24 protein-coding genes are annotated in these 25,128 nt (G+C 62.9%); 13 read left to right on the top strand and 11 right to left on the bottom strand.

The features are described from left to right. From FN835_RS05120 to FN835_RS05105, 4 genes are all read right to left on the bottom strand, one after another. The gene (locus FN835_RS05120; RefSeq protein ID WP_246098653.1) at nucleotides 1-420 is read right to left on the bottom strand and encodes a hypothetical protein; all 420 of its coding nucleotides are present in this window, start codon (nucleotides 418-420) and stop codon (nucleotides 1-3) included. Between the two features lie 274 nt (nucleotides 421-694). Continuing rightward, nucleotides 695-1,669 carry a bile acid:sodium symporter family protein gene (locus FN835_RS05115; RefSeq protein WP_142662118.1) on the bottom strand — a complete coding sequence of 325 codons (975 nt, stop codon included), beginning with the start codon at nucleotides 1,667-1,669 and terminating at the stop codon, nucleotides 695-697. A gap of 158 nt (nucleotides 1,670-1,827) precedes the next feature. Further along, nucleotides 1,828-3,387 (bottom strand): glutamine-hydrolyzing GMP synthase, encoded by a 1,560-nt coding sequence (gene guaA / locus FN835_RS05110; protein WP_142662117.1) that lies wholly within the window; start codon nucleotides 3,385-3,387, stop codon nucleotides 1,828-1,830. Nucleotides 3,388-3,532: 145 nt separating this feature from the next. Further along, a complete protein-coding gene (locus FN835_RS05105) occupies nucleotides 3,533-4,147 on the bottom strand; it encodes a thiamine phosphate synthase (RefSeq protein WP_142662116.1) in 615 nt (204 codons plus the stop codon). A gap of 75 nt (nucleotides 4,148-4,222) precedes the next feature. Here FN835_RS05105 and FN835_RS05100 point away from each other — a divergent pair, with 75 nt between their 5' ends. Genes FN835_RS05100 through FN835_RS05090 form a run of 3 tightly spaced genes read left to right on the top strand, consistent with a single transcriptional unit; the run spans nucleotide 4,223 to nucleotide 7,634 of the window. Next, complete coding sequence (locus FN835_RS05100) at nucleotides 4,223-4,963, top strand: RNA methyltransferase (RefSeq protein WP_142662115.1); 741 nt, start codon at nucleotides 4,223-4,225, stop codon at nucleotides 4,961-4,963. Nucleotides 4,964-5,019: 56 nt separating this feature from the next. Continuing rightward, entirely contained in the window at nucleotides 5,020-6,165 is a 1,146-nt protein-coding gene (ctaA, locus tag FN835_RS05095) for a heme A synthase (RefSeq protein ID WP_142662114.1), read from the top strand. Continuing rightward, nucleotides 6,162-7,634 carry a carboxypeptidase M32 gene (locus FN835_RS05090; protein ID WP_142662113.1) on the top strand — a complete coding sequence of 491 codons (1,473 nt, stop codon included), beginning with the start codon at nucleotides 6,162-6,164 and terminating at the stop codon, nucleotides 7,632-7,634. The genes ctaA and FN835_RS05090 overlap by 4 nt, the downstream gene beginning before the upstream one ends. A 76-nt stretch (nucleotides 7,635-7,710) precedes the next feature. On the opposite strand, the gene FN835_RS05085 is transcribed toward FN835_RS05090, so the two are convergent. Genes FN835_RS05085 through FN835_RS21170 form a run of 5 tightly spaced genes read right to left on the bottom strand, consistent with a single transcriptional unit; the run spans nucleotide 7,711 to nucleotide 12,364 of the window. Next, complete coding sequence (locus FN835_RS05085) at nucleotides 7,711-9,057, bottom strand: cytochrome P450 (protein ID WP_142662112.1); 1,347 nt, start codon at nucleotides 9,055-9,057, stop codon at nucleotides 7,711-7,713. Then, nucleotides 9,054-10,253, bottom strand: a complete 1,200-nt coding sequence (locus FN835_RS05080) for a hypothetical protein (RefSeq protein WP_142662111.1) — start codon at nucleotides 10,251-10,253, stop codon at nucleotides 9,054-9,056. The genes FN835_RS05085 and FN835_RS05080 overlap by 4 nt, the downstream gene beginning before the upstream one ends. A 54-nt stretch (nucleotides 10,254-10,307) precedes the next feature. Continuing rightward, nucleotides 10,308-10,991: a M48 family metallopeptidase gene (locus FN835_RS05075; protein WP_142662110.1), complete on the bottom strand. Its 684-nt coding sequence runs from the start codon at nucleotides 10,989-10,991 to the stop codon at nucleotides 10,308-10,310. A gap of 27 nt (nucleotides 10,992-11,018) precedes the next feature. Beyond that, nucleotides 11,019-12,200, bottom strand: a complete 1,182-nt coding sequence (locus FN835_RS05070; protein ID WP_142662109.1) for a vWA domain-containing protein — start codon at nucleotides 12,198-12,200, stop codon at nucleotides 11,019-11,021. Continuing rightward, a complete protein-coding gene (locus tag FN835_RS21170) occupies nucleotides 12,200-12,364 on the bottom strand; it encodes a hypothetical protein (RefSeq protein ID WP_185958585.1) in 165 nt (54 codons plus the stop codon). Before FN835_RS21170 ends, FN835_RS05070 begins: the two co-directional genes overlap by 1 nt. A 105-nt stretch (nucleotides 12,365-12,469) precedes the next feature. Between FN835_RS21170 and FN835_RS05065 the strand changes: the two genes are divergently transcribed. Both FN835_RS05065 and FN835_RS05060 read left to right on the top strand, forming a co-directional pair. Then, nucleotides 12,470-13,594 carry a Ppx/GppA phosphatase family protein gene (locus tag FN835_RS05065; RefSeq protein WP_142662108.1) on the top strand — a complete coding sequence of 375 codons (1,125 nt, stop codon included), beginning with the start codon at nucleotides 12,470-12,472 and terminating at the stop codon, nucleotides 13,592-13,594. Nucleotide 13,595: 1 nt separating this feature from the next. After that, complete coding sequence (locus FN835_RS05060) at nucleotides 13,596-14,360, top strand: RlmE family RNA methyltransferase (RefSeq protein WP_142662107.1); 765 nt, start codon at nucleotides 13,596-13,598, stop codon at nucleotides 14,358-14,360. Here FN835_RS05060 and FN835_RS05055 read toward each other — a convergent pair. Next, nucleotides 14,357-15,424: a helix-turn-helix domain-containing protein gene (locus tag FN835_RS05055; protein ID WP_142662106.1), complete on the bottom strand. Its 1,068-nt coding sequence runs from the start codon at nucleotides 15,422-15,424 to the stop codon at nucleotides 14,357-14,359. The genes FN835_RS05060 and FN835_RS05055 overlap by 4 nt on opposite strands. 102 nt (nucleotides 15,425-15,526) lie before the next feature. Beyond that, nucleotides 15,527-16,426, bottom strand: coding sequence for a tRNA (adenosine(37)-N6)-dimethylallyltransferase MiaA (gene miaA / locus FN835_RS05050; RefSeq protein ID WP_142662105.1), 900 nt, complete (start codon nucleotides 16,424-16,426; stop codon nucleotides 15,527-15,529). Between the two features lie 87 nt (nucleotides 16,427-16,513). Here miaA and pyrH point away from each other — a divergent pair, with 87 nt between their 5' ends. From pyrH to FN835_RS05010, 8 genes are all read left to right on the top strand, one after another. After that, complete coding sequence (pyrH, locus tag FN835_RS05045; RefSeq protein WP_142662104.1) at nucleotides 16,514-17,245, top strand: UMP kinase; 732 nt, start codon at nucleotides 16,514-16,516, stop codon at nucleotides 17,243-17,245. A gap of 80 nt (nucleotides 17,246-17,325) precedes the next feature. After that, complete coding sequence (gene frr / locus FN835_RS05040) at nucleotides 17,326-17,889, top strand: ribosome recycling factor (RefSeq protein ID WP_142662103.1); 564 nt, start codon at nucleotides 17,326-17,328, stop codon at nucleotides 17,887-17,889. A 6-nt stretch (nucleotides 17,890-17,895) separates the two neighbouring features. Beyond that, entirely contained in the window at nucleotides 17,896-18,630 is a 735-nt protein-coding gene (gene uppS, locus FN835_RS05035) for a polyprenyl diphosphate synthase (protein ID WP_142662102.1), read from the top strand. Then, on the top strand, nucleotides 18,627-19,475 hold the full coding sequence (locus FN835_RS05030; protein WP_142662101.1) for a phosphatidate cytidylyltransferase: 849 nt from the start codon (nucleotides 18,627-18,629) through the stop codon (nucleotides 19,473-19,475). Before uppS ends, FN835_RS05030 begins: the two co-directional genes overlap by 4 nt. Nucleotides 19,476-19,482: 7 nt before the next feature. After that, nucleotides 19,483-20,655 carry a 1-deoxy-D-xylulose-5-phosphate reductoisomerase gene (dxr, locus tag FN835_RS05025; protein ID WP_142662219.1) on the top strand — a complete coding sequence of 391 codons (1,173 nt, stop codon included), beginning with the start codon at nucleotides 19,483-19,485 and terminating at the stop codon, nucleotides 20,653-20,655. Continuing rightward, nucleotides 20,655-21,980: an RIP metalloprotease RseP gene (gene rseP / locus FN835_RS05020; RefSeq protein WP_142662100.1), complete on the top strand. Its 1,326-nt coding sequence runs from the start codon at nucleotides 20,655-20,657 to the stop codon at nucleotides 21,978-21,980. Before dxr ends, rseP begins: the two co-directional genes overlap by 1 nt. 100 nt (nucleotides 21,981-22,080) lie before the next feature. Then, entirely contained in the window at nucleotides 22,081-24,417 is a 2,337-nt protein-coding gene (gene bamA, locus FN835_RS05015) for an outer membrane protein assembly factor BamA (protein ID WP_142662099.1), read from the top strand. After that, on the top strand, nucleotides 24,417-25,121 hold the full coding sequence (locus FN835_RS05010; protein ID WP_142662098.1) for an OmpH/Skp family outer membrane protein: 705 nt from the start codon (nucleotides 24,417-24,419) through the stop codon (nucleotides 25,119-25,121). Before bamA ends, FN835_RS05010 begins: the two co-directional genes overlap by 1 nt. Nucleotides 25,122-25,128 lie beyond the last annotated feature (7 nt).

Below are 25,128 nucleotides of genomic sequence, written 5' to 3'. Positions count from 1 at the left end.
TTACGCCCCCCGCACCAGAACGATGTCGTTCTCGCGCCGCTGGATCAGGGGCAATTCCTCGTATTCCGCGAAAGCATCCACGACGATCAGGCGCGACAGGCCGGAATCGCGCGTGGCCTTCAGGTTCTGCGCACTGGTCTTTTCCAGATCGCCCAGCGTAATGGGCAGGGCAGTCGCGATGAACAGGGCTTTGACTTCGAAAACCTTAGCCACGAACTGGTTGTAACCCTCGATCGTCCAACTGGTCGATGCGGTGTCGCCTTCGCCATTCACGATCAGCGCCATTGTCCATTCGCCTTGGGCGTTCGTCGTCGCCTCGACCTTTTGGGTCACGATGCGAACGCCGCCGTCGAAAATATCCGATCCGGTCAGGGTTGCGACGATCTTGCCCTCCGAAATCGGAGCGAGGGTAGCGTCCATCAGAACGCCCCTGACTATGGCTTTGCTGGGCATGTCTTGCTCCTTAGGCTTCTGGAAAATCTAAGGGCGAGTATCGGTGCAATCCTGCGGCGTTGCGGTTTTCGGCAATGCAACGTCCAGAGGTTTTTCTAATGATTTGATTTAAAAAGAAAAGCCCGGACCAAGGTCCGGGCGTTTTAGGCAGCCAACTAAACAAATCACTCTTGACTGACCAATCAATTATCATCCCGGTCCGGCGCAAGGAAGTTGGCTGTTTCGTCAGGTTCGTGTCAGGTCAGGCGTTCAGGGCGATTTTCCGGGCCAGACGCTGGGCGATGAAAGAACAGACCAGTAGTTGCAGCATGTGATACATCATCACCGGCAGCACCGTTGCGCCCACGGTTGCGGCGGGGAAAATCGCGCTCGCGATGGGCAGGCCGCTGGCAAGGCTTTTGGTCGATCCGCAGAAAAACAGCACCGCCTGATCGGCTTGCGGAAGGCGGAACAGCCGACCTACCGCGACCATGATGCCCATCGCCAACGCCAGAAAAATTGAGATGACGACGAAGCTTAGCACCATGCTTTGTGCCGGGATTTGCGACCACAGCCCGGAAACCGTGCCCGCGCTGAAGGCCGCATAGACGATCAGCAGGATCGAACCCCGATCAACAACCATCGTCAGCAGCTTGTGTTTCTTGACGAACTCTCCGATCCACGGCCGCACGATCTGTCCAACGACGAAGGGCAAAAGGATCTGCAGACCGATCTTTTCGATGGCGTCCAGACTGACGCCGCCCCCCTCGACATGCAAAAGCTTTGCGACCAAAAGCGGGGTCAGCACGACCCCCACGATATTGGACAGCGACGCGGCGCAGATCGCCGCCGGAATATTGCCGCCCGACATCGAGGTGAACGCGATGGATGATTGCACCGTCGAAGGCAGCACTGCCAAAAACAGCACACCCATCGTCATCGCCGTTCCCAGCAACGGCCCAAAGATCGCCGCCAGCAGCACGCCCAATACGGGAAACAGCAGATAGGTCGCAAGGAAGGTCAGGGATTGCAGCCGCAGGTTCAAAAGCCCTGCCTTGACCGCTGCCGGATCCAGCTTTGCGCCATAGATAAAGAACAGCAGCGTCACCGCCCAAAAGGTGACATGGCTCAGGATTTCGGCGGCGATCCCCTTAGCGGGCAGCACAAGGCCCAGTATGGCCGTGCCGATCAACAGCAGCATATAGCCGTCCACGCCAATCCGTCTAAGCTGCTTCATCTGTTCCGGGCTCCGTCCATGATCCGGGCCTTGTCATATAGAACGACCGCGGGAACAAGGGCGGGATGGTAAATGCGGGAATGAACTCCGTGCAACCCGGCCTGTCGCCCCATCCCAAAACGGGGATGGGGTGTGCTTAAAGAAACGATCCGGTCAGATCACTCCCACTCGATCGTGCCGGGCGGCTTCGAGGTGATGTCATAGGTGCAGCGGTTGATGCCCTTGACCTCGTTGATGATCCGCGTTGCCGTCTCCCCAAGGAACTCATGGGAAAACGGATAGTAATCCGCCGTCATCCCATCGACCGAGGTGACCGCCCGCAGCGCGCAGGCAAAGTCATAGGTGCGCCCGTCGCCCATTACGCCGACAGTCCGGACCGGCAGGATCGCGACGAAGGCTTGCCAGATGTCGTCATAAAGCCCGTGCTTGCGGATCTGGTCTATAAAGACCGCGTCCGCCTTGCGCAGGATCTCCAGCTTTTCGCGGGTGATCTCGCCGGGGCAGCGGATGGCAAGGCCGGGGCCGGGGAAGGGGTGGCGGCCGATGAATTTCTCGGGCAGGCCCAGTTCACGACCCAGCGCGCGCACCTCGTCCTTGAACAGCTCGCGCAAGGGTTCGACCAGCTTCAGACCCATCTTCTCGGGCAGGCCGCCGACGTTGTGATGCGACTTGATGGTGACCGAAGGGCCACCGCTGAAGCTGACGCTTTCGATGACATCGGGGTAAAGCGTGCCCTGTGCCAGAAAATCCGCGCCGTCGATCTGCTTCGCATATTTCTGGAACACATCGATGAACAGCTTGCCGATGGTCTTGCGCTTGACCTCGGGGTCGGAGACACCTTCCAGCGCACCGATGAACAGATCGGCCTCATCGGCATGGATCAGCGGGATGTTGTAATTGTCGCGGAACATGGTGACGACTTCGTCGGCCTCGTTCAGACGCAGCAACCCGTGATCGACGAAGACGCAGGTAAGCTGATCGCCGATCGCTTCATGGATCAGCACCGCCGCGACCGAGCTGTCGACGCCGCCCGACAGCCCGCAGATCACTTTCCTGTCGCCGACTTGTTCGCGGATCTTGCGAATGGCTTCCTGCCGATAGCTGGCCATGGTCCAGTCGCCGGTCAGACCCGCCATGCGGACAAAGTTTTCCAGCATGATGCGGCCGTTCGGTGTGTGATGCACCTCGGGGTGGAACTGCACGGCAAAGAACTTGCGCGCTTCGTCCGCGATCATCGCATAAGGCGCGTTGGGCGAGGTTCCGATGACCTCAAAACCCGGCGCAAGGCTGGTGACACGGTCGCCATGGCTCATCCAAACCTCTTCGCGGCCCGTCCCGAACAGGCCCGAGAAGATGCCGTCGCGCGTATGCCCCTCGGCAGGGGTGATGAAGGCGCGGCCGTACTCGGCATGGTGGCCCGATTCGACGCGGCCGCCCAGTTGCTCCATCATGACCTGCTGGCCGTAGCAGATGCCGAAAACCGGGATCTGCATGTCGAACAGGCTTTGCGGACAGCGGGGCGAATTCGCCTCGGTAACCGAAGCGGGACCGCCCGACAGGATCACGGCCTGCGGGGCGAAGTTTTGCAAGAAGGCGTCATCGACCGTGTTGAACGGATGGATTTCGCAATAGACGTTCAGTTCACGCAGGCGACGCGCGATGAGCTGCGTGACCTGAGAGCCGAAGTCGATGATGAGAAGGCGCTGATGCTGGGTCATGGCAAGCCTTTAGGCCGCGCCATGCCAGTTCGCAAGAGGCAGCCTTGGCACCGCGTCAACCTTGTATGGGTATTTGTAGAACTAAGAAGCGCGCCCGTGGATTTCTCAGTTCTTCAAATACCCAAAGGCGGTGCAAGCGGCGCGATCAGCGCCAAAGATTCCCGAGCGCCTCGACCGGATCGTCCTCGGACCAGATTTCTGGGCCAAGTGCGATGAAATCGCTGATGGGTGCGAGCTGGCCGATCAGGGCGGGGGTCAGCGCACCTTCGGCGACAACCGGAACCTCGATCGTTTCGGACCACCATTGGAACAGTTCAAGATCAACCGCCTCACCATGTCCCAGCGCCGTGGTGCGGCAGGGACCGAAGCTTACGTAATCCGCACCGGCTTCGCCCGCATTCATGCCGTCATGGCGCGATGTGCCGCAGAATGCACCGACGATGGCGTCCGGGCCCAGTTCCTTGCGGGCATAACGCACGGTGCGCGCGCCATCGGTCAGATGCACGCCGTCGAGCCCATGGCGCTTTGCCAGCTCGATATGGTCGTCGATCACGACAGCCACGTCGCGGGCATGTGCGATCTCTCGCGCCAGATCAGCAAGGCGGCCCAGATCTTCCTCGGTGCCGGCACCGGGAATGCGAAGGCAGGCGACCGGGAAGCGGTCCAGCACATCTGCCAGCAGCGGCCCCACCGTCGAGGCCGCCGCCCCGACCGGGGTGATCAGATAAAGTTGCGGCGTATTGGGCTGGTCGTCTGTCATGGCATTGTCATCCTGAGGCTTCGCGAAGCAGATAGCGCAGGCAGGCGCGCCTTGCCAGTGCCTCAGCGTAAGGATATGGCCGCTGGCATGGAACCCGCGATCATTCTTTGTCGCCCGCAAATGGGCGAAAACATCGGTGCGGCTGCGCGCGCCATGCTGAATTTCGGCTTGACCGATATGCGTCTGGTGGCGCCTCGGGACGGCTGGCCCAATCCCAAGGCAATCGCCATGGCTTCGGGCGCTGCCGGGCAGGTGCTGGACCGCGCCCGTGTGTTTCCCACGCTGGCCGAGGCGATGGCCGACATCGACTATGCCTATGCTACCACGGCGCGGGGACGCGAGCTGACCAAGCCCGTGCTGACGCCCGCGACCGCCATGACTGATGCGCGGATGCGAACGGCGCAGGGTGGGCGCACCGCCGTGATCTTTGGCCCCGAACGCGCGGGTCTGGAAAACGACGACGTGGCGCGCGCAAACGCGATCATTACCGTGCCGGTGAATCCCGATTTCCCGTCGTTGAACCTGGCGCAGGCGGTGCTGCTGACCGGCTATGAATGGTCGCGCGAAAGCCTGCCGCCCGAGCCTGCGCCGCATGGCCGCCGTCCTGATGGCGAGGTTCCGGCCACCCGGATCGAGATCGAGAAGCTGGCCGATCACTGGGAGGAGCGCCTGTCCGAAGCCGGGTTCTTCTTTCCGGCGGAAAAGGCCCCGGCGATGAAGCTGACGCTGCGCAATCTTTGGTCGCGCCTGCCGCTGACCCGTGCGGATACACGCATCTTTCACGGTATGCTGCGACAACTCGTCCGCCGCGACTGATTGATTTCCGGGCCATGTCCCTCCAAGGTCCGGGCCCAAAGGCATAGGAAGCTGACATGGCAAGACGTCCCGTCTTTCAGGAAGTCACCGAAACGACCGAACGCAAAACCCCGGCGGGCGGCATGATCGACGCAGGCCATCACCGCGGCGGGCGCGGTGCGATCCGGGTCTGGCTGATCGTACTGTTCGTGCTGGTCGCTGCGATGATCGCGCTTGGTGGTGCCACACGGCTGACCGGATCGGGCCTGTCGATCACCGAATGGAAGCCCGTGACCGGGGCACTGCCGCCGATGGATTCGGCGACGTGGCAGGCCGAGTTCGACAAATACAAGCTGATCCCACAGTTTCAGCTGGTGAACCCGGATATGGATCTGGCGGGCTTCAAGCAGATCTATTGGTGGGAATGGTCGCACCGCCTGCTGGGTCGTCTGGTCGGGCTGGTATGGGCGCTCGGCTTCGTGTTCTTGCTTGTCACCAAACGCATCCCGACCGGCTGGACGCCGCGCCTGCTGCTTTTGGGTGCCATGGGCGGGGCACAAGGTGCGATCGGCTGGTGGATGGTGCATTCCGGCCTTTCGGGCGAGATGGTGCGCGTGGCATCCTATCGACTGGCGACGCATCTTGGCCTTGCCTTCGCTATTTTGGGCCTGATCGCATGGTCGTTCCTGTCGCTTGCCCGTCCCGAGGCCGAGATGATGCGCGCCCGTCGCGCGGGCGAGCCGAAGCTGTTTTCCATGACAACGGGACTGATGCATCTTGCCTTTGTGCAGATCCTTTTGGGCGCGCTGGTGGCCGGGATCGACGCGGGCCGGATGTATACCGGCTGGCCCACCATGGGCGGCGAATGGGTTCCTTCGGCGATCTGGGACGTGACGCTGGGCTGGCGCAATTTTTTCGAGAACCCGGCACTGGTGCAGTTCATCCACCGCATGGTGGCCTATCTGCTGACGATCTTTGCCGTCGTCGTCTTCCTTCGCGCGCGGCGGTCGCCGCATCCGGTGACACGCGGTGCCTATGTCGTAATGATCGCGGCGGTTGCGGTTCAGGTGCTTCTGGGCATTATGAATGTCCTGCACGCCTCGCCGTTGCCGCTTGCGCTGGGGCACCAGTTGGGGGCGGTGGCGCTGTTCACGCTGATCCTGCGGGCGCGCCACCACGCCCGATATCCTTATGAAACCTCGGTCCGGGGAACCATCAGATGAGCGCATTCGACGATCTGCTTGCCTTTCAGCGCCAGACCGAGGCGCTGTCCTCGGTCGCCGAACGGCTGGGTTGGGATCAGGAAACCGTCATGCCGCGCGGTGCTGTCGAACAGCGCAGCGAGGAGATGGCGGCAATGGAATCGGTCCTGCATGAACGCCGCACAGATCCTCGCATCGGCGAATGGCTGGATCAGGCCCAGGCCGAGGATGACGAGGATCAGCGTATCCTTGACCTTATCGCCCGCGACTTTCACCGCGCCGCGCGTATTCCGGCGCGGCTGGCCATGGAATTGGCCCGCCAGACCTCGCTTGCTCAGGGGATCTGGGCCGATGCCCGCGCGAATGAAGCACCGCAGGATTTCCTGCCCACGCTGAATGACATCCTGATGCTCAAGCGCGAGGAAGCCGCAGCATTGGCGGATGGCGGTGATCTGTATGACGCGCTGCTGGACGATTATGAGCCCGGCACGACGCAAGCCGAAATCGCGGCCTTGTTCGATGCCATGCGCCCGCGCCTTGTTGCGCTGCGCGAGGACGTGTTGGGCGCCGAATACCAGCCCCAGGCGCTGAAGGGCGATTTCCCACAGGAAACCCAATTGCGTCTGGCCCGCGCCTGCGCCACGGCATACGGCTATGACTGGACGCGCGGCCGCATGGACATCGCGGTGCATCCCTTCAGCTCGGGGCGCTGGCAAGACAGCCGCATCACGACGCGGGTGGTGGAAACGGATCCCTTCAACTGTATCTATTCGACGATCCACGAAGTCGGCCATTCCAGCTATGAATTGGGCATCGACAGCGATTACGCCTTTACACCCTTGGGTCGCGGCGTCTCGATGGGCGCGCATGAAAGCCAAAGCCGGATCTATGAAAACCAGATAGGGCGCGGCCGGGCGTTTTCAGGCTGGCTGTATCAGCGCATGTCCGATGCGTTCGACGGCCTGTCGGTGCCTGATGCGGATGCATTCTACGCCACGGTGAACCGCGTTACCCCCGGCTATATCCGCACCGAGGCTGATGAGGTGCAATACAACCTGCACATCATGCTGCGCTTCGATCTGGAACGTGACCTGATCGCGGGCCGCCTTGACACCGATGATCTGGTCGAAGCGTGGAACACCCGCTTCCTCAAGGATTTCGGCGTGGCGGTGGACCGTCCGGCGAATGGCGTTCTGCAGGACGTGCATTGGTCTGTGGGATTGTTCGGTTATTTTCCGACCTATGCCCTGGGCAATGTCTATGCGGGCTGCCTGCACGCGGCATTGCGCGCAGCAGTTCCCGACCTGGACCGATTCCTTGCGGCTGGCGACGCCGGTCCCGCCGTCGAATGGCTGCGTGAGAATATGCAGCGCCACGGCGGCCTGTATCCGCCGCGCGAGCTGATCGAACGGGCCACCGGTGCAGATGTCAGCGAATTGCCGTTGCTCGACTATCTGGAAGAGAAATTCGGCGCGATCTATCGGTTGTAAATGCCGAATGGGTATTTAAGGAACTAAGAAGTCTGAGCGCGGCGCTCTTGAACTTCTTAGTTCTTCAAATACCCATTCAACGCTTCGACAGGCGCAACCAGATGCCGTTCTTGCCGCGCAGTGTCAGCCGCATGATCGGGACAGCACGTTCGCTGCCCGGAGCGACACGATAATCGCGCATCAATGCGGCAAGGATCAATGGACCCTCGATCATCGCGAAGCCTGCGCCGGGGCAGGCACGCGCACCCGCCGAAAAGGGGATGAAGGCTTCACGCATGCAGGTCTTGCCGTTCTCGGTTTCCCACCTTGCGGGGTCGAAGCCGTCGGGGTTGTTCCATAGCCGCTGGTGGCGATGCAGATGCCATGGGGACAGGACAAGCTGTGACCCTTTGGGCGCGCGGCGGTCGCGAAGGGTTACGCTGTGGCGACATTCGCGCACTGTCATCGCGACGGGGGGATATAGCCGCAGGGCCTCGCGGAAGACAGCGCGCGCGACGGTCAGATGCTTGATCGAGCCGAATTTGTCTGAAAGATGCTTCTCGGCCTCTCGGGCCAGCTTGTCCTGCCATTCGGGATTCTCGGCCAGCAGGTAAAGCGCCCATGCCAGAGCCGAGGCGCCCGTCTCATGTCCGGCCAGAAAGAATGTTGCGACCTCATCGATCATTTCTCGGTCGTCGAATTGCGTCTTGGTCACGGGATCCGGCGTGGTCATGATCTTGGTCGCCAGATCTTCCGGCGCGGTTCCAGCGGCGATTTCGGCGGCGCGGGCGGCAACAAGGTCGTGGATCAGGCTACGGATGCGGCGGGCACTGTGGCGGACCTTGCGCGAATGAAACCGCGCCCATTTCGGCAGCGCCATCAGCCCTGCCAGATTGACCATCGGTTGGGCGTCCTGATGTTCGCGGAAAGCTTCGAAGACCTGGCTGGCCGCCTGATCCTCGATCGGGATCGAGAACAGAGACCGGAAGATCACATCCGCCGCGACATGGCTGGTTTGCGGTTCAATGTCGATCTCGCGACCGTCGGCCAGCGGCTCGAGCCGCGCGACCAATGCCTGCGATGCGTCCCACATTGATGGGTATGCCTGCCGCAGCCGTCCGCCTTCGAATGCCAGATCTATGATCCGCCGCTGCCGCAGCCACGTCGCTCCGTTCGAGATAAAGCTGGAATTGCCCAAAAGCGGTTCAAGCCCCGCAGCCATGCGCGGGCTTTTCGGGAAATCCATCGGACGGCGCTTCAGGATCAGTTCGACCAGCTTTGGATCGTTGCAGGTGAAGCTGTGGATGAAGGGGCCGCGAAATTCCGCCATCCATGCGCGGTAAAGCTTGTCGGATTGCGCCGACAGGATGTCGCGGCGAAAGTCGCGGATAAAGCGCCAGACCGAGCCTTTGCCTTCGCGCGGTGCGGGTTTGGGCGGGATCATGTCGCAATAAAACTGTTGGCCGCGCGGGTGATGCGGGCGGGGGAATGCTGGCGTCCTGCAAAGCGCTCGCCCAGCGGCAGTGGTCCGGCGGTGATTGCGAAGTAATCATAGTCGCCGGGCCGGTCGAATGCACAAAGATACTGAAAGTGCAGCCTGAACCACCGCCCCCGCAATTCCCGCTGCTTTTGCGGCGAAAGCGTCTGCGTGAAAGCGGCGGAGAGGATCAGCGGATGGCGCTGTTGGGCAGGCGCCACGCCCGAAACCGCCACCGGGTCGCACAGCCCGAACGAACAGGCATCCCCCGGTGCAGTCACGTCGATCCAGTCAAGTTCATCCCGCGTGGACAGGTAGCGCAGATCGGCACGCAGGCGGTTCGCGCGGGGCAGGTAGGACGCCATCGGCACGACCTGACCCAGCGACAGGAAGGCCAGTCTTGGCCCCGCCTGCGGCACACGTCCAGACCGGATCAGATCGGCAAGCACGGAAACGCCGAGATAAGCGCCGGAACTGTGGCCGACGACCAGCACCTCGTCCCAGTCGGCGGCCAGAACCGTGGCTATACGGTCCGAGAACTGGGCGAGGCGCGTCTCAAGCGCAGGGGGATAGGCACCCTTATCGCGGGCGGTGAAGGCATAGTCGTGCATCAGATAATAGGCGAAGATCCTGCCGTCGATGCGCCGCCACAGATGCAGCCCGGTCCAAGTGACCGCGACCAGCACGGGCAGGGCGATCCACAGGCCGAACCCTGTCACCCAAGCCAGCAGCCAGCCCAGCATCGCGCCCGCCGCCAAGGCCAGCGCCAGTTGTGCCAGCAATACAACCACAGGGTAAAGCGCCGCAAGGACCGGGCCGCGCCGCAGCCGCATCAGTCGAAACAGCGCCCCCGTTCCGATATAGGCCCAGGCGGTGCGGGCAAGCTGGCCGTAAGTGGCAAGGATCGACTGCCCCATCGAGCCTGCGACGATGTCGGCCCAGACAAGAACTTCGATCTCGGATTCCGCCTGCAAGCCCTTGATGTCGCTGCTAACGCCCCAGCCAAAACCCGTGCGGTCGCGACGCGCGCCAAAGGTCAGTTCATACCCGCTGATGCGCGCCTGATCGGCCCCCTCGCGCTTGTAAAGCTCACGATAGCGGCGCGGCGGTATCGGGTCGTATCCGGGGATATAGAGGACGCGGCGGCGAAAGGGACGGGTCATCTGATCTCAGTGATTATGCAACCGCAGCATAACCTAAACCCCGGCGCGGACAAGTCAGCGAATGTTCCAGCGCGCCTCAAGTTTCTCGATTGCTGCTATCCGGGTTTCGGTTTTGGGATGCGACATCAGCCAAGCGGGGGTGCTGGAGCGCCCGCCAGCCAGCCGGTCCAGCTTGCGAAACAGGCTTTTCTGCGGTGCGGTCCCAAGACCCGCCTTGATCATCAGCGCGCTGGCAAAGGCGTCCGCCTCGAACTCGTCCTGTCGCGACAGGCGGGCCGACACCGCACCTGCCGCCAGCCCCGCGATCCATCCGCCGATGCCGGGCAGAAAGCGGCCCAGCACGCCCGCCAGCACCAGACGCAGCACATTCTGGCCCGCAAAGTCGATCATGCGCCTGCGCGAATGGCCATGCGCCACATGGCCCAGTTCATGCGCGATGACGGATGCCAGCTCGGCCTCGGTCACGTGGCCCTGATCCAGCTTGTCCAGAAAACCCCGCGTCAGGAAGATGCGTCCATCCGGCGCCGCCAACCCGTTCACGGGCGCGATTTCATAGACATGCGCCCGGATCGGGGGCAGGTCCATCGCGCGGCCCAGCTGTTCCAGCACAGGTTGCAGGCGCGGATCCTTGAGCGGGGTCGAGCGTTCCCTGAGTTCTGCCTTGAGCCGCCAAAGCGAGAAATACCACATCGCGGCGGCGTAAAGCAGGATCAGAATAATGGGTGTGTATTTCAGCATCCCCCGAATATGGCGTGCCGGGTGGCGTTAGCCAAGCAGCCGCATCGCCTGCGTCAGACCTTGCAACGTCAGGGGCTGCATCCGCCCGTCAAAGATTTCGCCAATCATCTGGATCGAACGGGTATGGCTCCAGTCCTTTTCCGCGACGGGATTCAGCCAGACGTGATCCGGCCATGTCTCGCGCAGGCGTCTTAGCCAGACCTCGCCCGCCTCGGGGTTCCAATGTTCGTTCGCGCCCCCCGGCACCGCGATTTCATAGGGCGACATCGCAGCATCGCCCACCAAGATCACCTTATAGTCGCGACCAAAGCGGTTCAGCACATCCCATGTCGGCACGGTTTCGGTCCAGCGGCGGCGGTTGTCGCGCCACAGACCTTCATAGATGCAGTTGTGGAAATAGAAATGTTCCAGATGCTTGAACTCTCCCCGCGCCGCCGAGAACAGCTCATCCACGCGGCGGGCGTGGTCGTCCATGCTGCCGCCGACATCCAGAAACAGCAGCACCTTAACGGCATTATGGCGCTCGGGCCGGGTCTGCACGTCGATATAGCCATGCTCGGCACTGGCGCGGATGGTGCCGGGCAGGTCCAGTTCCTCGGCCGCGCCGTGGCGCGCCCATTGGCGCAGGCGTTTCAGCGCCACCTTGATATTGCGCGTGCCCAGTTCCACCGAATCGTCGAAATCGCGGAATTCGCGCTTGTCCCAGACCTTGACTGCGCGGCGATGCCGGCTTTCCGCCTGTCCGATCCGCACACCTTCGGGGTTATAGCCGTAAGCGCCAAAGGGCGAGGTGCCCGCCGTGCCGACCCATTTGCTGCCACCCTGATGACGGCCCTTTTGTTCGGCCAGCCGTTCGCGCAGGCGGCGCATCAGCTCATCGAAACTGCCGGGGCCTTGGATGGCCGCGCGTTCTTCGGGGGTCAGCAGCTTTTCGGCCAGCTTCTCCAGCCATTCGCGTGGGATGGTGACCTGATCGACCAGCGCCTCGATGGGGATTTCGTCAAGGCCAGAGAAAGCCTCGGCAAAGGCACGATCGAAGCGGTCGATATGTGCCTCATTCTTGACCAGCGTGGCGCGGGAAAGGTGATAGAACCCCTCGGGCGACCAATCCGACAGGCCCGCCTGCAACCCGGCCAGCAGGTCCAGATATTCCCGCAGGCTGGCGGGCACCCCATGCCTGCGCAGACTGTCAAGAAAGGGGCGAAACATCAGCCCATCCGGGTCAGAAATACGGTCAGGAACAGGCCCAGAACCGCCAGTCCCATCGCGTGGGCTGCGGCATATTGCAGCTTGTCGGACCGGCCTCCGCCCATGCGGGCGGCGCGGAACCAGCCGATGACTGCGCCAATCAGAAGTGCTGCGATCACGATCATGTCTATTCGATTAGCCGTCCGATCCGCCGCTGTCCACAGGCAACCCCTTGAACCGGCTAAGGGCGCGGGTTAACTTGGTTGCAACTAGGTATCGGAGGGCGTGAAATGGCGCCCAGGCGTCCCGCGGGTGCGGACGCGTTCCCGAAAAAAACGGTCGAGCCTTTCGTCACCCGCCCGGCCGAGGACGGGCCGCTTTATGCGGCGCTGGATCTTGGCACCAACAGCTGCCGGATGCTGATTGCCCGACCGATGGGCAGCCAGTTTCAGGTGGTCGATAGCTTTTCGAAACCTGTCCAGTTGGGGCAGGGGTTGGAAGCATCAGGCAGGCTGTCGCGTCCTTCCATGGCGCGGACGGTTCATGCTCTGCAAGTGTGCCGGCGCAAGCTTGAGGCGCATAAGGTCACGCGGATGCGCCTTGTCGCAACCGAGGCCTGCAGGCGTGCGCGCAACAGCCGCGATTTCCTGCGGTTGATCCGTCGCGAAACAGGTCTGCCGGTCGAAATCATCGACGCCGAGGAAGAAGCGCGGCTTGCCGTGATCTCCTGTGCGCCGCTGGTCAGTCTGCGCACGGAACAGTTGCTTGTCGTCGACATCGGCGGCGGCTCGACTGAGCTTGTCTGGATCGACCTTGAGGATGTGGAGCCCGCCGAACGGCCCCGCGCGATCATGCGGCTGGCCGATGGGTTCCGCACGCCGCAGCCCGGTGGGGCGCGGGTTGTCGATTGGATCAGCGTGCCTTTGGGCGTCGCCACGCTGCGCGACCAGTTCGAGGATGTCGAGGACGATCAGGGCCGCTTCGCGCTGATGTCGTGGCATTTCGAGGAGATGCTCTCGGATTTCAGCCCCTATGCGCTGGCCCAGAACATGCCCGAGAATTTTCAGGTCATCGGCACATCGGGCACGGTGACCACGGTGGCTGCCAGCCATCTGGGCCTGCGCCGCTATGACCGGACCAAGGTGGACGGCTTGACCATGACCTCGGCCCAGATCGACCGGGTGATCCGGGATTATCTGTCGCTGGGCCCGGAAGGTCGGCGCAGCGATCCGCGCATCGGGCGCGAACGCCATGCGCTGATCATGTCGGGGGCAGCGATCCTGCAAACATTGATGCGGGTCTGGCCCACGACGCGGTTGTCGGTTGCGGATCGCGGTCTGCGCGAAGGGCTGCTATATGCGCAGATGGTCAAAGATGGGGTGCTGGCGCCCGACGGATTGAACGGGGTAGCATAAGATGAGTGACGGCAAGAAACCGGGCGGCGAGCGTAAGAGTTCTGGCCGCGGGCAGCGCGATCTGCGGGTGCGCGTGAAATCGGCCAAGGGGCGCAGGCTTTCCAGCACGCTATGGTTGGAACGGCAATTGAACGACCCCTATGTCGCGCGGGCCAAGCGCGAAGGCTATCGTGGGCGCGCGGCTTTCAAGATCCTTGAACTGGATGACAAATACCGCTTTCTGGTGCCGGGGGCGCGGGTGGTCGATCTGGGTTGTGCACCGGGCGGCTGGTGTCAGGTCGCCGTGGGCCGCGTCAACGCCTTGGGTGAAAAGTCCGGCAAGAAAGTCGGTCGTGTGCTGGGCGTCGATCTGCAGGAAATCGATCCGATCGCCGGGGCCGAGTTGCATCAGCTTGATTTCCTGTCCGAGGGTGCGGACGATCAGGTCAAGGCATGGCTGGGCGGTCGCGCCGATGTGGTGATGTCCGACATGGCTGCCGCGTCGTCGGGGCACAAGGGCACGGATCACCTGCGCATCGTAGCCCTGATCGAGGCGGCATTGGACTTTGCCTTTGACGTGCTGGAACCAGGCGGCACCTTCGTTGCCAAGGTTCTGGCAGGCGGGGCCGAGAGCGAGATGCAGGCGATGCTGAAACGCAATTTCCGCAAGGTTGCGAATGTGAAGCCGCCTGCCAGCCGCTCGGATTCGTCGGAAAAATTCGTGGTGGCGCAGGGCTTCCGTGGCCGTGACGACGCGGCGGAGCCCGAAGCCGAAGACGACATCTAAATCTGTTCTTCGCCGCCCCGACCGATCTCTCGGAATGCTTCGGGAGAGCGGCCGGTGGCCGAGGCGAATGCACGCATGAAATGGCCGACGCTGCTGAAGCCAAGGCTGCGGGCAATCTGTTCGATGGGCGTCGTCGTGTCGCGTAGCAGGCCCACCGCCCGTTCCAGCCGCAGCCGGTAAAGCAGTTCCAGCGCGGTTTTACCCCGGCTTTGCAGGCAGGCTCGGTCCAGATGCGCCAATGTGCAGCCCAGATCGCGGGCAAGCTCTGACATGGTGTGTTCCTGCGCCAGATTTGCCCCCGCCAGCGCCAGAAATCGTTCGGTCAGTGGGCGGGCTTCGGTGATGCGATGACTTAGCGCCTGTTGCGCCGCCGAGCCGTGGACCAACCGCGACAGCGCGACCGCCAGCAGGCCAAGCTGAAAGCTGGTGGCGCTGGCTTCGACTGCGTTGCGCGGACTGCCTGCACCCAATGCACGCAGCGCCGGGTCCAGCAATGCGTGATCTGCGGGGTCGGGCAGGCCAGATTGGAAGCTGTGCGGCAGTTCCACGGGCAGACCGTGCGCAAGATGTGGCGGTATCATCAGCGCGCAGCCCTGCACTTCCTCGGGCGGTTGCATGGAAAATGCCGTGCCTGCTGGGATAAAGGCGATACGCCCGTCGGATACCGGATGTCGCAGGCCGGGCAGGTCCACGCCCAGTGTGCCTTGTGCCACATAGATCAGGATGTGATCGCCGCGCACCCTTGGCGCGATGGTGGCGCTGCGTCCGCCAAACCTGCCACGCGGCGCACCGCCCCAATGGAATGCGGCTAGCGGCACCAGCCGCAGCCCATCCCCCGGAGCCGAGCGTGGCAGGCGGGATGGCGTCGTGGGCGGGGCCATCGTTACCTGCGCTTCATCCGCCACACGATCCGTCGTTCCCGGCGCCGTGAACCGGCGCGGATCCTGTTCCGAGGGTTCAAGAATCACACCCGCCGTAATCGACGCCTGTGCCAACCGTTCCCGCACGGCATCATCGTCATGCCGTGGACGAAGTTGGTGCAGGTGGCGCAGGTTCTCACTCATACCGCGATTCTCACGTTCGGGTAAGCCAAGGGTAGCTCACCATTGGTTGGTTACCGAACGCTGTTAACGCGCTAAAGTTGCAAAAGGATTAATATGTTGCTTTCACGCAGCAAGATCCACGCGCTCTTGTCGCCAGTCGCGCATTCGGCCCCGAAAGAAGATGCGCTGCGACTTGGCGTATTGCCGCGTGGCGATGATCGCGCGTTCGACGGCCTCGTCCAATTTGCATTCCCCGCGCAGATGCGCGATCAGTTCGGGCGCGCCGATCGCCCGTGCCCACAGCGCCTGCGGATCCCATTGCGGCAACATGGCGCGCACTTCGTCAAGCGCGCCCTGTTCCATCATCAGCCCGAAGCGCCGTTCGATCCGTTCGGCCAGCCAGTCGCGGTCGCTGGTCAGCACGATCCGTTCACTGGCCTGCGGGGGAATCAGCGGCGGCGGGGTATCTGCCTGCCATGCGGTGATGCCGCGTCCGGTGGTGCGCAGCACCTCCCACGCGCGCTGGACGCGGGCGGGATTTCGCAGATCGATGCGATCACGGGTGGCGGCGTCCAGCTCGGCGACCATCCGCTCAAGCCCGTTTTCCGATGCAAGAAAGGCGTTCCCCTCGGCGCGGATCGCATCAGGGGTCGGTGGAATCACGGCCAGCCCGTTTGACAGGGCGTGCAGGTAAAGGCCGGTGCCGCCGACGACGATCAGCCGTGCGCCCGTGGCCAGCAATTCCTGGACCTCGGCCAGCCATGCCCCCACGGAATAAGGCGTGCCGGGCGGCAGATGGCCGTATAGCCGATGCGGGGCCAGCGCCTCCTCCTCGGTCGGGGGGCGGGCGGAAATGACGCGCCAGCAGGACCAGACCTGCAAGGCGTCGGCATTGACGATCACGCCGCCCTGACTTTGTGCAAGCCTAAGGGCCAGTGCGGATTTTCCGCTTGCGGTCGGTCCCGCGATCAGCACATGCCGATCTTGTGGAACTGTCGCAGCTATGTCGTGACCTTGCCTCAATTTGCGTGCATTCTGCGGCTGTTGAACATGGTCAGTATTTGCGACATTTTGCCCCGCGATGAAAACCCCTGTGAAAGGTTCCCCTGGATGTCCGAACTAAACCCGCAAGCCGGAAAATACTCGCGCGTGCTGCTGAAGATTTCGGGCGAGGCCCTGATGGGGGATCAAGGCTATGGCCTGCATCCGCCGACCGTCTCGCGCATCGCCAATGAGGTGAAGTCTGTCCACGACATGGGCGTCGAGATCTGCATGGTCATCGGCGGCGGCAATATTTTCCGCGGCTTGCAGGGCAGCGCGCAGGGGATGGAGCGGGCGACGGCCGACTATATGGGGATGCTGGCGACCGTGATGAACGCGCTGGGGATGCAGGCCGCGCTGGAACAGCTGGGCATCCACACTCGCGTCATCAGCGCGATCCGCATGGACGAAGTGGCCGAACCCTATATCCGCCGCCGCGCCGTCCGCCACCTTGAGAAAAAGCGCGTCTGCATTTTCGCAGCGGGCACCGGCAACCCGTATTTCACCACCGACACCGCAGCAACGCTGCGCGCCAATGAGATGAATTGCGAAGCGATCTTCAAAGGCACCAAGGTCGATGGCGTCTATGACAAAGACCCCAAAAAACACGATGACGCGAAGCGCTATGACACCGTGACCTATGATGAGGTGCTGCAAAAGCATCTGGGTGTCATGGATGCCTCGGCCATTGCGCTGGCGCGCGATAACGATCTGCCGATCATCGTGTTTTCGCTGGACGAACCGGGTGGTTTCCGTGGGATTCTGGCCGGGCAGGGCACTTATACGCGGGTGCATGGCTAAAATCCCCGCATAGGCTTTGCCTTGTCGGTGTCTCTCGGCTAAAAGCGCAGAAAACCACAGCATAGAGGCCATGATCGAGCATGTCCGACGAGATCGAGATCGACACCGACGACCTGGAACGCCGCATGAAAGGCGCAATGGAATCCCTGCGCCATGAATTCGCGTCGCTGCGGACGGGCCGCGCCTCGGCCAGCATGGTCGAGCCGATCATGGTCGATGCCTATGGCTCGCCCACGCCGATCAACCAGATCGGCACGGTGAACGTGCCCGAACCCCGTATGGTCACGATCAACGTCTGGGACAAGGCGTTGGTCGGCAAGGCAGAAAAAGCCATCCGCGATTCGGGGCTGGGCATCAACCCGCAGCTGAACGGCACCATCATCATGCTGCCGATTCCCGAACTGAACGAAGAGCGCCGCCGCGATCTGACCCGCGTCGCCGCGCAATATGCCGAACACGCCCGCGTTGCGATCCGCAACGTGCGCCGCGACGGCATGGACCAGATCAAAAAAGCCAAATCCGCCGGCATGTCCGAAGACGACCAGAAATTCTGGGAAAGCTCGGTGCAGGAATTGACCGACAAGTCGATCGCTGCCGTGGATCAGGCGCTAGAATCGAAACAAGCCGAGATCATGCAGGTCTGAATGCACATGGCCGATCCCGCAGCCAGCCTTTCCCGTTCCGGCGCGCCGGATTCAAGGCCACGGCACGTTGCCATCATCATGGATGGCAACGGTCGCTGGGCCGTCAACAAGGGCTGGCCGCGGCTTGTCGGGCACCGCAAGGGTGCCGAGCGCGTCAAGCAAATCGTTCGCGCCTGTCCCGATATGGGCGTGAACTGGCTGACCCTTTACGCCTTCTCGACCGAGAACTGGAAGCGCACGACCGAGGAAGTGCTTGGCCTCATGGCGATCTTTGCCCGCTATATCGAGCGGGAGGCCGATGGCATGGCCGCCGAAGGCGTGCGGATGCGCTTCATCGGTGCGCGTGAGCGTCTGGATGACCGCCTGCAACGCCTGATGGCGGGGATCGAGGCGCGGACGGCAGGCAATACCCGGCTAAATCTGACCGTCGCCATCAACTATGGCGGTCGCGATGAAATCGCCCGCGCCGCGCGCCGTCTGGCCGAACGCGTCACCAAGGGCGAGATCACCGTCCCGACCGAGGCAGACTTTGCAAGCTGCCTTGATACTGCGGGCCATCCCGACCCCGATCTGGTGATCCGCACCTCGGGCGAGACGCGGACATCGAACTTTCTGCCGTTTCAGGCAGCCTATTCGGAATATGAATTCACGCCGACGCTCTGGCCCGATTTCACGCCCGAGCATATGGCGCAGATCCTTGACCGATACGGGCTGCGCGAACGGCGGTTCGGCGGCGCATGACGGACCCCGCGCTTCCAAGAAAGCGGTTCCGCGACAAGCTCAAACCGGGCAAATGGGCCGATCTGCGCAAGCGGTTCGGTTGGGGTGCCCTGTTGCTGGTGCTGGGGATTATCCTGCTTTTGTCGTCCGGCATGTGGATGCGCCTTGGTGTATCGTTGATTGCCGGGTTGATGATGTGGGAACTGGCCCGGCTGACCGCGTGGCGGCATCCTGAATTTCACAGCCCGCGCCATCCGGTGCTGATCGGCACGCTTTCGGGTCTGGTCCTGCTGGCGATGCTGGTCCTGCCGGGCGACTGGCCGCTGCTGCTTATGCTGGTGCCGATCATCGCGGGTCTATCCGGCACGCATTCGCATGAACGCGTGGGCTATGTGCTGTTCACCGTGTCGATCCTTGGTGCCGCATATGCGCTGGTTGCCATGCGCGAGGCGATGGGGCTGCCCACCGTGTTCTGGATTGTGGCGACGGTCGTGCAATCGGATGTTCTGGGCTATTTCGTCGGGCGCAAGCTGGGCGGACGCAAGTTCTGGCCCTCGATCAGCCCGAAAAAGACATGGAGCGGGACCTTGGCCGGTTGGGGCGGTGCCTTTTTTCTTGCGGTCGGGCTGCTGCTGACCGGAGAAGCACCGTGGAGTGTCCTGCTGATCGGTCCGGCGCTGGCGATTGCTGGCCAATTCGGTGACATCGCCGAAAGCTGGCTGAAACGCCGGGTCGGGGCCAAGGACAGTTCCGCGCTGATCCCCGGTCATGGCGGCGCGATGGACCGTTTCGATGCGATGTGCGGCGCGCTTCTGCTTGCGCTGATCCTGATGCTGGTCCATCTGTTGCCCGTAATCGGAGGCTAGAGTGACCATGCGCAGCGTATCCGTGCTGGGGGCCACTGGCTCTATCGGCGAAAGTGCATTTGACCTGCTGATGCGGGCGGGTGGGCCCGGTGCCTATCGCACGGTCGCGCTGACGGGCGCGGCGAATGTCGCCCGACTTGCCCAGATGGCGATTGCGCTTCGTGCGGAGATCGCCGTCACCGCCTTGCCGGAAAAGCTGCCCGAATTGCGCGCCGCCCTTGCTGGCAGCGGGATCGAAGCTGCAGCGGGGCCAGAGGCCATTGCCGAGGCCGCATCGCGTCCTGCCGACTGGACGCTATCCGCGATCATCGGCGCGGCCGGCCTGCCGCCGGGGGTCGAGGTTCTGAAGCGCGGCGGAACACTGGCGCTGGCGAACAAGGAAAGCCTTGTCGCCGCAGGGCGTCTGGTCATGGGGCTGGCACAGGCGAACCGCGCCACCATCCTGCCAGTGGATTCTGAACATTCCGCTATATTTCAATCACTTCAAGCTGAAAACCTGGAATGTGTCGAGGCGGTAACCATCACGGCATCCGGCGGCGCGTTCCGCGATTGGCCGCTGGAGCGGCTGGCGCGCGCCACCGTGGCCGAGGCGTCGTCGCATCCGAACTGGGCCATGGGCCAACGCATCACCATCGACAGCGCCAGCATGTTCAATAAAGCGCTTGAAGTCATTGAAACGCATGAATTCTTTGGAATAGATGTTAACCGCATCAGGGTGCTGGTTCATCCGCAGTCCATCATTCACGCGATGGTCAGCCACCGCGACGGCGGCAGTATCGCACATCTTGGTGCGCCCGACATGCGCCATGCCATTGGCTATGCGTTGAACTGGCCACAACGCCAGCCTTTGCCGGTGCCCGCGCTGGATCTGGCCGCGCTTGGCAGCCTGACATTTTTCGCGCCCGATGAAATTCGCTGGCCCGCCTTGCGTCTTGCGCGCGATGTGATCTTGGCAGGCGGCGCGGCGGGGGCCGTTCTGAACGCGGCCAAGGAACAGGCGCTGGACGATTTCATCGCCGGGCGCATCGGTTTTATGGATATGGCACCTGCGGTCGAACGCGCACTGACGGACGCTTCGCGTGAGGAGGGCTTTGGTCAAAGCCCCGCCGATCTGGCGACGGTGCTGGAATGGGACGGGCTTGCGCGCAGGCTCGCGGCCAGCAAGGCGGGGGCGGCGTGATGGCGATGATCGCGGAAATCGGTGGGTTCCTGTGGACGATCTGCGCCTTTGTGCTGGCGCTGTCGATCATCGTGACCGTGCATGAATACGGCCATTACATCATCGGTCGCCTATCGGGCATCAAGGCCGAGGTGTTTTCGCTGGGCTTCGGTCCGCGCCTGATTTCACGCAGGGACCGGCACGGCACGCTTTGGCAGTTGGCTGCGATCCCGCTGGGCGGCTATGTCCGCTTTCTGGGCGATGCGAACGCGGCCAGCGCGGGTTCGGGCGTCGCGGTCGATCCGGCGCAAAGCCGCGCCAGCCTGCCCGGTGCGCCGCTGTGGGCGCGCTTTGCCACAGTGGCCGCGGGTCCGATCTTCAATTTCATCCTGTCGATCCTGGTCTTTGGCGGCATGGCAATCTGGCAAGGCCTGCCCGCTGATGAGCCCGAGGTGGGCGCGTTGCACGCCATCCCGCCTGGGATGCAGATGGGGCTGCAACCCGGCGACCGCATCCTTGCCATCGACGGCACGCCTGTGACCACATGGCAGGATCTGGGCGCTGCGGCAGAAAAGCTGCCGCCGAAACCCGTCCATGACTGGACCGTCCGCCGCGACGGGGCAGAGCTGACGGTGCCCGGCCCCGGCCCGATGCCCGCGCTGATCACCGGGGTTGCGCCGCGCAGCCCCGCGGCGTCGGCAGGTCTGCGCGCGGGCGATGTGATCACTGCAATCGAAGGCCAGCCGGTTTCGCGCTTCGACGAATTGCGCGAACAGGTCACCAAAGCCGAAGGCCGTCCGGTCATCCTGCGCGTCTGGCGCGAGGGCGAGGGCGAGGCCGATTACACCCTTGCGCCGCGCGAGCAGGATTTGCCGACCGCGACCGGCTATGAAAAGCGCTGGATGATCGGCGTGACCGGCGGCGGCACGTTCTTCGATCCCGCAACCCGCAACGTCGGCCCGATCGAGGCGGTCGGCATCGGCGCAGGCCGGACATGGGACATCATCGCCTCGTCGGTATCAGGGCTTTGGGCCATGATCACCGGACAGATCGGCACTTGCAATCTGGGCGGGGCAATCAGCATCGCGGAAAGCACGGGGCAGGCGGCCTCGGCAGGGGGCAGCGATTTCATCTGGTGGATCGCGGTTCTGTCGGCGGCGATCGGCTTTCTGAACCTTTTGCCGGTCCCGGTTCTGGATGGCGGACACCTGATGTTTTACGCCTATGAGGCGGTGGCCGGGCGGCGTCCGTCGGACCGCGTGCTGGACATCCTGTCCGCGCTGGGAATGGCTGCGGTGCTTTCGCTGATGGTCTTTGGCCTCACCAACGATCTTTTCTGCCCATAACAGGGCGTTGCCTTTTGACAGTTCCGCCTGCTTCGCGGTATCCATTCGGCAATTCGGGCGGGATCAACCCGCGCACAGGCAATACACGCGCGAGGGGCGGATGACGAACAGGAAACTCGGCAAAGGCGCTCTTGCGCTGATCTCGGCGCTGGCAGTTGCAGGTCCTGCGGCCATGATCCCCGGCGCTGCTTCGGCCTATGTCTTCAACAACGTGCGGATCGAGGGTAATCAGCGGATCGAACCGCAGACCATCCTGACCTATCTGGACATTCCGCGCGGGCGCGACGTGTCGGGGGGCGAACTGAACGCTGCCCTGCAACGTCTGCAGAATTCGGGCCTGTTCGAAACGGTCGAGGTCGTGCCCTCGGCGGGCACGCTGGTCGTGCGCGTGGCGGAATATCCCACGGTCAACGTCATCGCGTTCGAAGGGAACCGCCGTCTCAAGGACGAGAACCTGAACGAGATCGTCAAATCCCAGCCGCGCCGCGTCTATTCACCCGCGCAGGCCGAGGCGGATGCCGCCGCGATCAGTCAGGCATATGCCGGACAGGGACGCCTTGCCGCCCGCGTCGATCCCAAGATCATCCGCCGCAGCGGCAACCGCGTCGATCTGGTCTTTGAAATCCGCGAAGGCGATCTGACCGAAATCGAGCGCATCGGTTTCGTCGGCAACCGTGCGTTTTCCGACCAGCGCCTGCGCAACGTCCTGCAGACCAAGCAGGCGGGTCTGCTGCGCAATTTCATCCGCCGTGACACCTTCGCGCCCGAGCGTCTGCCGGTCGATGAAAAGCTGCTGACCGATTTCTATCGGTCGCGCGGCTATGCCGATTTCAAGGTGCAGGCCGTGGCACCCGAAGTCGCGCAGGCGCGCGATGCGTTCTATATCACCTTCCAGATCCAGGAAGGCCCGCGCTATACCTTTGGCAATGTCAGCACGATCAGCGAAATTCCCGGTGTCGATGCGGCTGATTTCGAGGCGCAGAACCGGGTTCGTCAGGGGCAGGTCTACAACCCCGCCACCATCGACACGACCATCCGCCGGATGGAGCAGCTTGCGATCCGCAAGGGCCTGAACTTCGTCAATATCGAGCCGCGCGTCACCCGCAATCCGCGCGGTCAGACGCTGGATCTGACCTTTGCCCTGACGCGCGGCCAGCGCGTCTTTGTCGAACGCATCGACATCGAAGGCAACACCACGACGCTGGACGAGGTGATCCGTCGCCAATTCGCGACCGTCGAAGGCGACCCCTTCAACCCGCGCGAAATCCGCAACTCGGCCGAGCGTCTGCGCGCGCTGGGTTACTTTGCCGATGTGCAGGCCGAAAGCCGCCCCGGCACGACCGGCGATCAGGTCGTCGTTGACGTGAACGTCGAAGAACAGCCGACCGGCAGCCTTAGCTTTGGTGCCAGCTACGGCGTGTCGTCTGGCGTGGGTTTCAACCTGTCGCTGAACGAAAAGAACTTCCTTGGTCGCGGGCAGGAAGTGAACCTGTCCTTTGCCACGGGTTCGGGTTCGCAATCCTCGGGCCTGACCTTTATCGAACCTTATTTCCTTGGCCGCGATCTGAAGGCACGGGCGCAGGTCTGGTATAACACGACCGACCGGCTGAATTCGGATTACAACACCCGTTCGGTCGGACTGCTGACCGCGATGGAATTCCCGATTTCGGACAATGGCCGTCTGGAGCTGCGCTACAAGCTCAGCAAGGATACGCTGTTCGATGTGGAAGAAATTCATCTGGATGAAGAAAGCAGCGAACTCGTCGGCTCGTCGCCCATCCTTTACCGCGAACAGGGTGGCTATTTCACCTCGGCCATCGGCTATACCTATAGCTATGACAGCCGCGTTGCCGGGCTTGATCCGCTGACCAGCTATCGTTTCCGCTTTGGTCAGGATTTCGCGGGCGTCGGCGGTGATGTCGAATCCGTCACCAGCAACCTATATGCGGGCGTTGAAAGCCGTGCATGGCGCGAAAGCGTCACCTTGCTGGCCGAATTCGAGGCGGGCGCGGTGCATATGCTGAACGATCAGAACAGCCGGTTCCTGAACCGCTATTCCGGCAACGGCAAGATCCGCGGGTTTGAACCGAACGGCTATGGCCCGCGCGATCTTGAAGCCCCGAACGAAGATGCGCTTGGCGGCAACTATTTCTGGGCGCTGCGCACCGAAGCACAATTCCCGCTGGGCCTGCCCGAGGAATACGGCATCAAGGGCGGTCTGTTTGCCGATATCGGCTCGGTCTGGGGGCTGGACGATACGGCGGGCGCCAATGGTGTCGAGGTCGATCAGGGAATGCATGTCCGCGCCTCGATCGGGGCGTCGCTGTTCTGGACCACGCCCATCGGGCCGCTGCGCTTCAACTTCGCGAAAGCTCTCCAGAAAGAGGATTACGACGAAGAGCAACCCTTTGACCTGACCATCTCGACGCAGTTCTGATGCGTCGGGCCAGGATCGCCGGGGCGGTGGCGGGGCTTCTGACCGGAGCCTTGCCGCTGGCGGCGCAGGAACAGCAGCCCGCCGCCCCGTCGCCGGACCGCATTCAGGTGCAGCCCGCCCCGCAAACGGGCCAGCCTTCGGGCAACGGTGGGGCGAACCAGCCTTTGGTGGTCGAAACACCGGGTCAGTCGGGCCAAGCCTATCCCCAGATTATGACGATTGATCAGGAAGGCCTGTTCATGGGCTCGGCGTGGGGGCAGCGTGTTCAGGCCGATTTGGAACAGCGCGGCCGTCAGGTCGCCGCCGAGAACGACCGTCTTGCCAGCCAGTTCGCCGCCGAGGAGCAGGAGCTGACCAATCTGCGCGGCGCCTTGTCCCCCGAGGAGTTTCGCCAGCGCGCCGATGAATTCGACAAGCGCGTGGTCGAGGTGCGGCGCGAACGCGATGCCGTCACCCGCGATCTGCAAAGCGGCGCGGATGCCGAGCGCGCGGCGTTTTTCCGCGCGGCCTTGCCCGTTCTGGCGCAGTTGATGCAAGAACGTGGGGCGGTCGTCGTGCTGGATCAGCGGGCGATATTCGTCTCGGCCCAGTCGGCGGATGTGACGCAGATCATGATCGAGCGGCTGAATACGGAAATCGGCGCAGGCCCGGAAAAGGCCGAACCCGCACCGACGGGGGAAACCCCCGCACCCGCAGCGCCCTGATCCGGGT

The sequence above is a fragment of the Paracoccus laeviglucosivorans genome, assembly GCF_900182695.1.
Lineage (GTDB): Bacteria > Pseudomonadota > Alphaproteobacteria > Rhodobacterales > Rhodobacteraceae > Paracoccus > Paracoccus laeviglucosivorans.
This window is presented reverse-complemented; position numbering and strand designations above follow the sequence as displayed.

Coding starts and splice junctions, on each gene's coding strand:
- FN835_RS05120 (WP_246098653.1), bottom strand. CDS start 420: ATGGACGCTACCCTCGCTCCGATTTCGGAGGGCAAGATCGTCGCAACC.
- FN835_RS21170 (WP_185958585.1), bottom strand. CDS start 12,364: ATGATCGTGATCGCAGCACTTCTGATTGGCGCAGTCATCGGCTGGTTC.
- FN835_RS05060 (WP_142662107.1), top strand. CDS start 13,596: ATGAGTGACGGCAAGAAACCGGGCGGCGAGCGTAAGAGTTCTGGCCGC.
- FN835_RS05090 (WP_142662113.1), top strand. CDS start 6,162: ATGAGCGCATTCGACGATCTGCTTGCCTTTCAGCGCCAGACCGAGGCG.
- FN835_RS05080 (WP_142662111.1), bottom strand. CDS start 10,253: ATGACCCGTCCCTTTCGCCGCCGCGTCCTCTATATCCCCGGATACGAC.
- FN835_RS05010 (WP_142662098.1), top strand. CDS start 24,417: ATGCGTCGGGCCAGGATCGCCGGGGCGGTGGCGGGGCTTCTGACCGGA.
- FN835_RS05100 (WP_142662115.1), top strand. CDS start 4,223: ATGGCCGCTGGCATGGAACCCGCGATCATTCTTTGTCGCCCGCAAATG.
- FN835_RS05065 (WP_142662108.1), top strand. CDS start 12,470: ATGGCGCCCAGGCGTCCCGCGGGTGCGGACGCGTTCCCGAAAAAAACG.
- rseP (WP_142662100.1), top strand. CDS start 20,655: ATGGCGATGATCGCGGAAATCGGTGGGTTCCTGTGGACGATCTGCGCC.
- uppS (WP_142662102.1), top strand. CDS start 17,896: ATGGCCGATCCCGCAGCCAGCCTTTCCCGTTCCGGCGCGCCGGATTCA.
- pyrH (WP_142662104.1), top strand. CDS start 16,514: ATGTCCGAACTAAACCCGCAAGCCGGAAAATACTCGCGCGTGCTGCTG.
- dxr (WP_142662219.1), top strand. CDS start 19,483: ATGCGCAGCGTATCCGTGCTGGGGGCCACTGGCTCTATCGGCGAAAGT.
- guaA (WP_142662117.1), bottom strand. CDS start 3,387: ATGACCCAGCATCAGCGCCTTCTCATCATCGACTTCGGCTCTCAGGTC.
- ctaA (WP_142662114.1), top strand. CDS start 5,020: ATGGCAAGACGTCCCGTCTTTCAGGAAGTCACCGAAACGACCGAACGC.
- FN835_RS05030 (WP_142662101.1), top strand. CDS start 18,627: ATGACGGACCCCGCGCTTCCAAGAAAGCGGTTCCGCGACAAGCTCAAA.
- frr (WP_142662103.1), top strand. CDS start 17,326: ATGTCCGACGAGATCGAGATCGACACCGACGACCTGGAACGCCGCATG.
- FN835_RS05055 (WP_142662106.1), bottom strand. CDS start 15,424: ATGAGTGAGAACCTGCGCCACCTGCACCAACTTCGTCCACGGCATGAC.
- FN835_RS05085 (WP_142662112.1), bottom strand. CDS start 9,057: ATGATCCCGCCCAAACCCGCACCGCGCGAAGGCAAAGGCTCGGTCTGG.
- FN835_RS05115 (WP_142662118.1), bottom strand. CDS start 1,669: ATGAAGCAGCTTAGACGGATTGGCGTGGACGGCTATATGCTGCTGTTG.
- FN835_RS05070 (WP_142662109.1), bottom strand. CDS start 12,200: ATGTTTCGCCCCTTTCTTGACAGTCTGCGCAGGCATGGGGTGCCCGCC.
- FN835_RS05105 (WP_142662116.1), bottom strand. CDS start 4,147: ATGACAGACGACCAGCCCAATACGCCGCAACTTTATCTGATCACCCCG.
- FN835_RS05075 (WP_142662110.1), bottom strand. CDS start 10,991: ATGCTGAAATACACACCCATTATTCTGATCCTGCTTTACGCCGCCGCG.
- bamA (WP_142662099.1), top strand. CDS start 22,081: ATGACGAACAGGAAACTCGGCAAAGGCGCTCTTGCGCTGATCTCGGCG.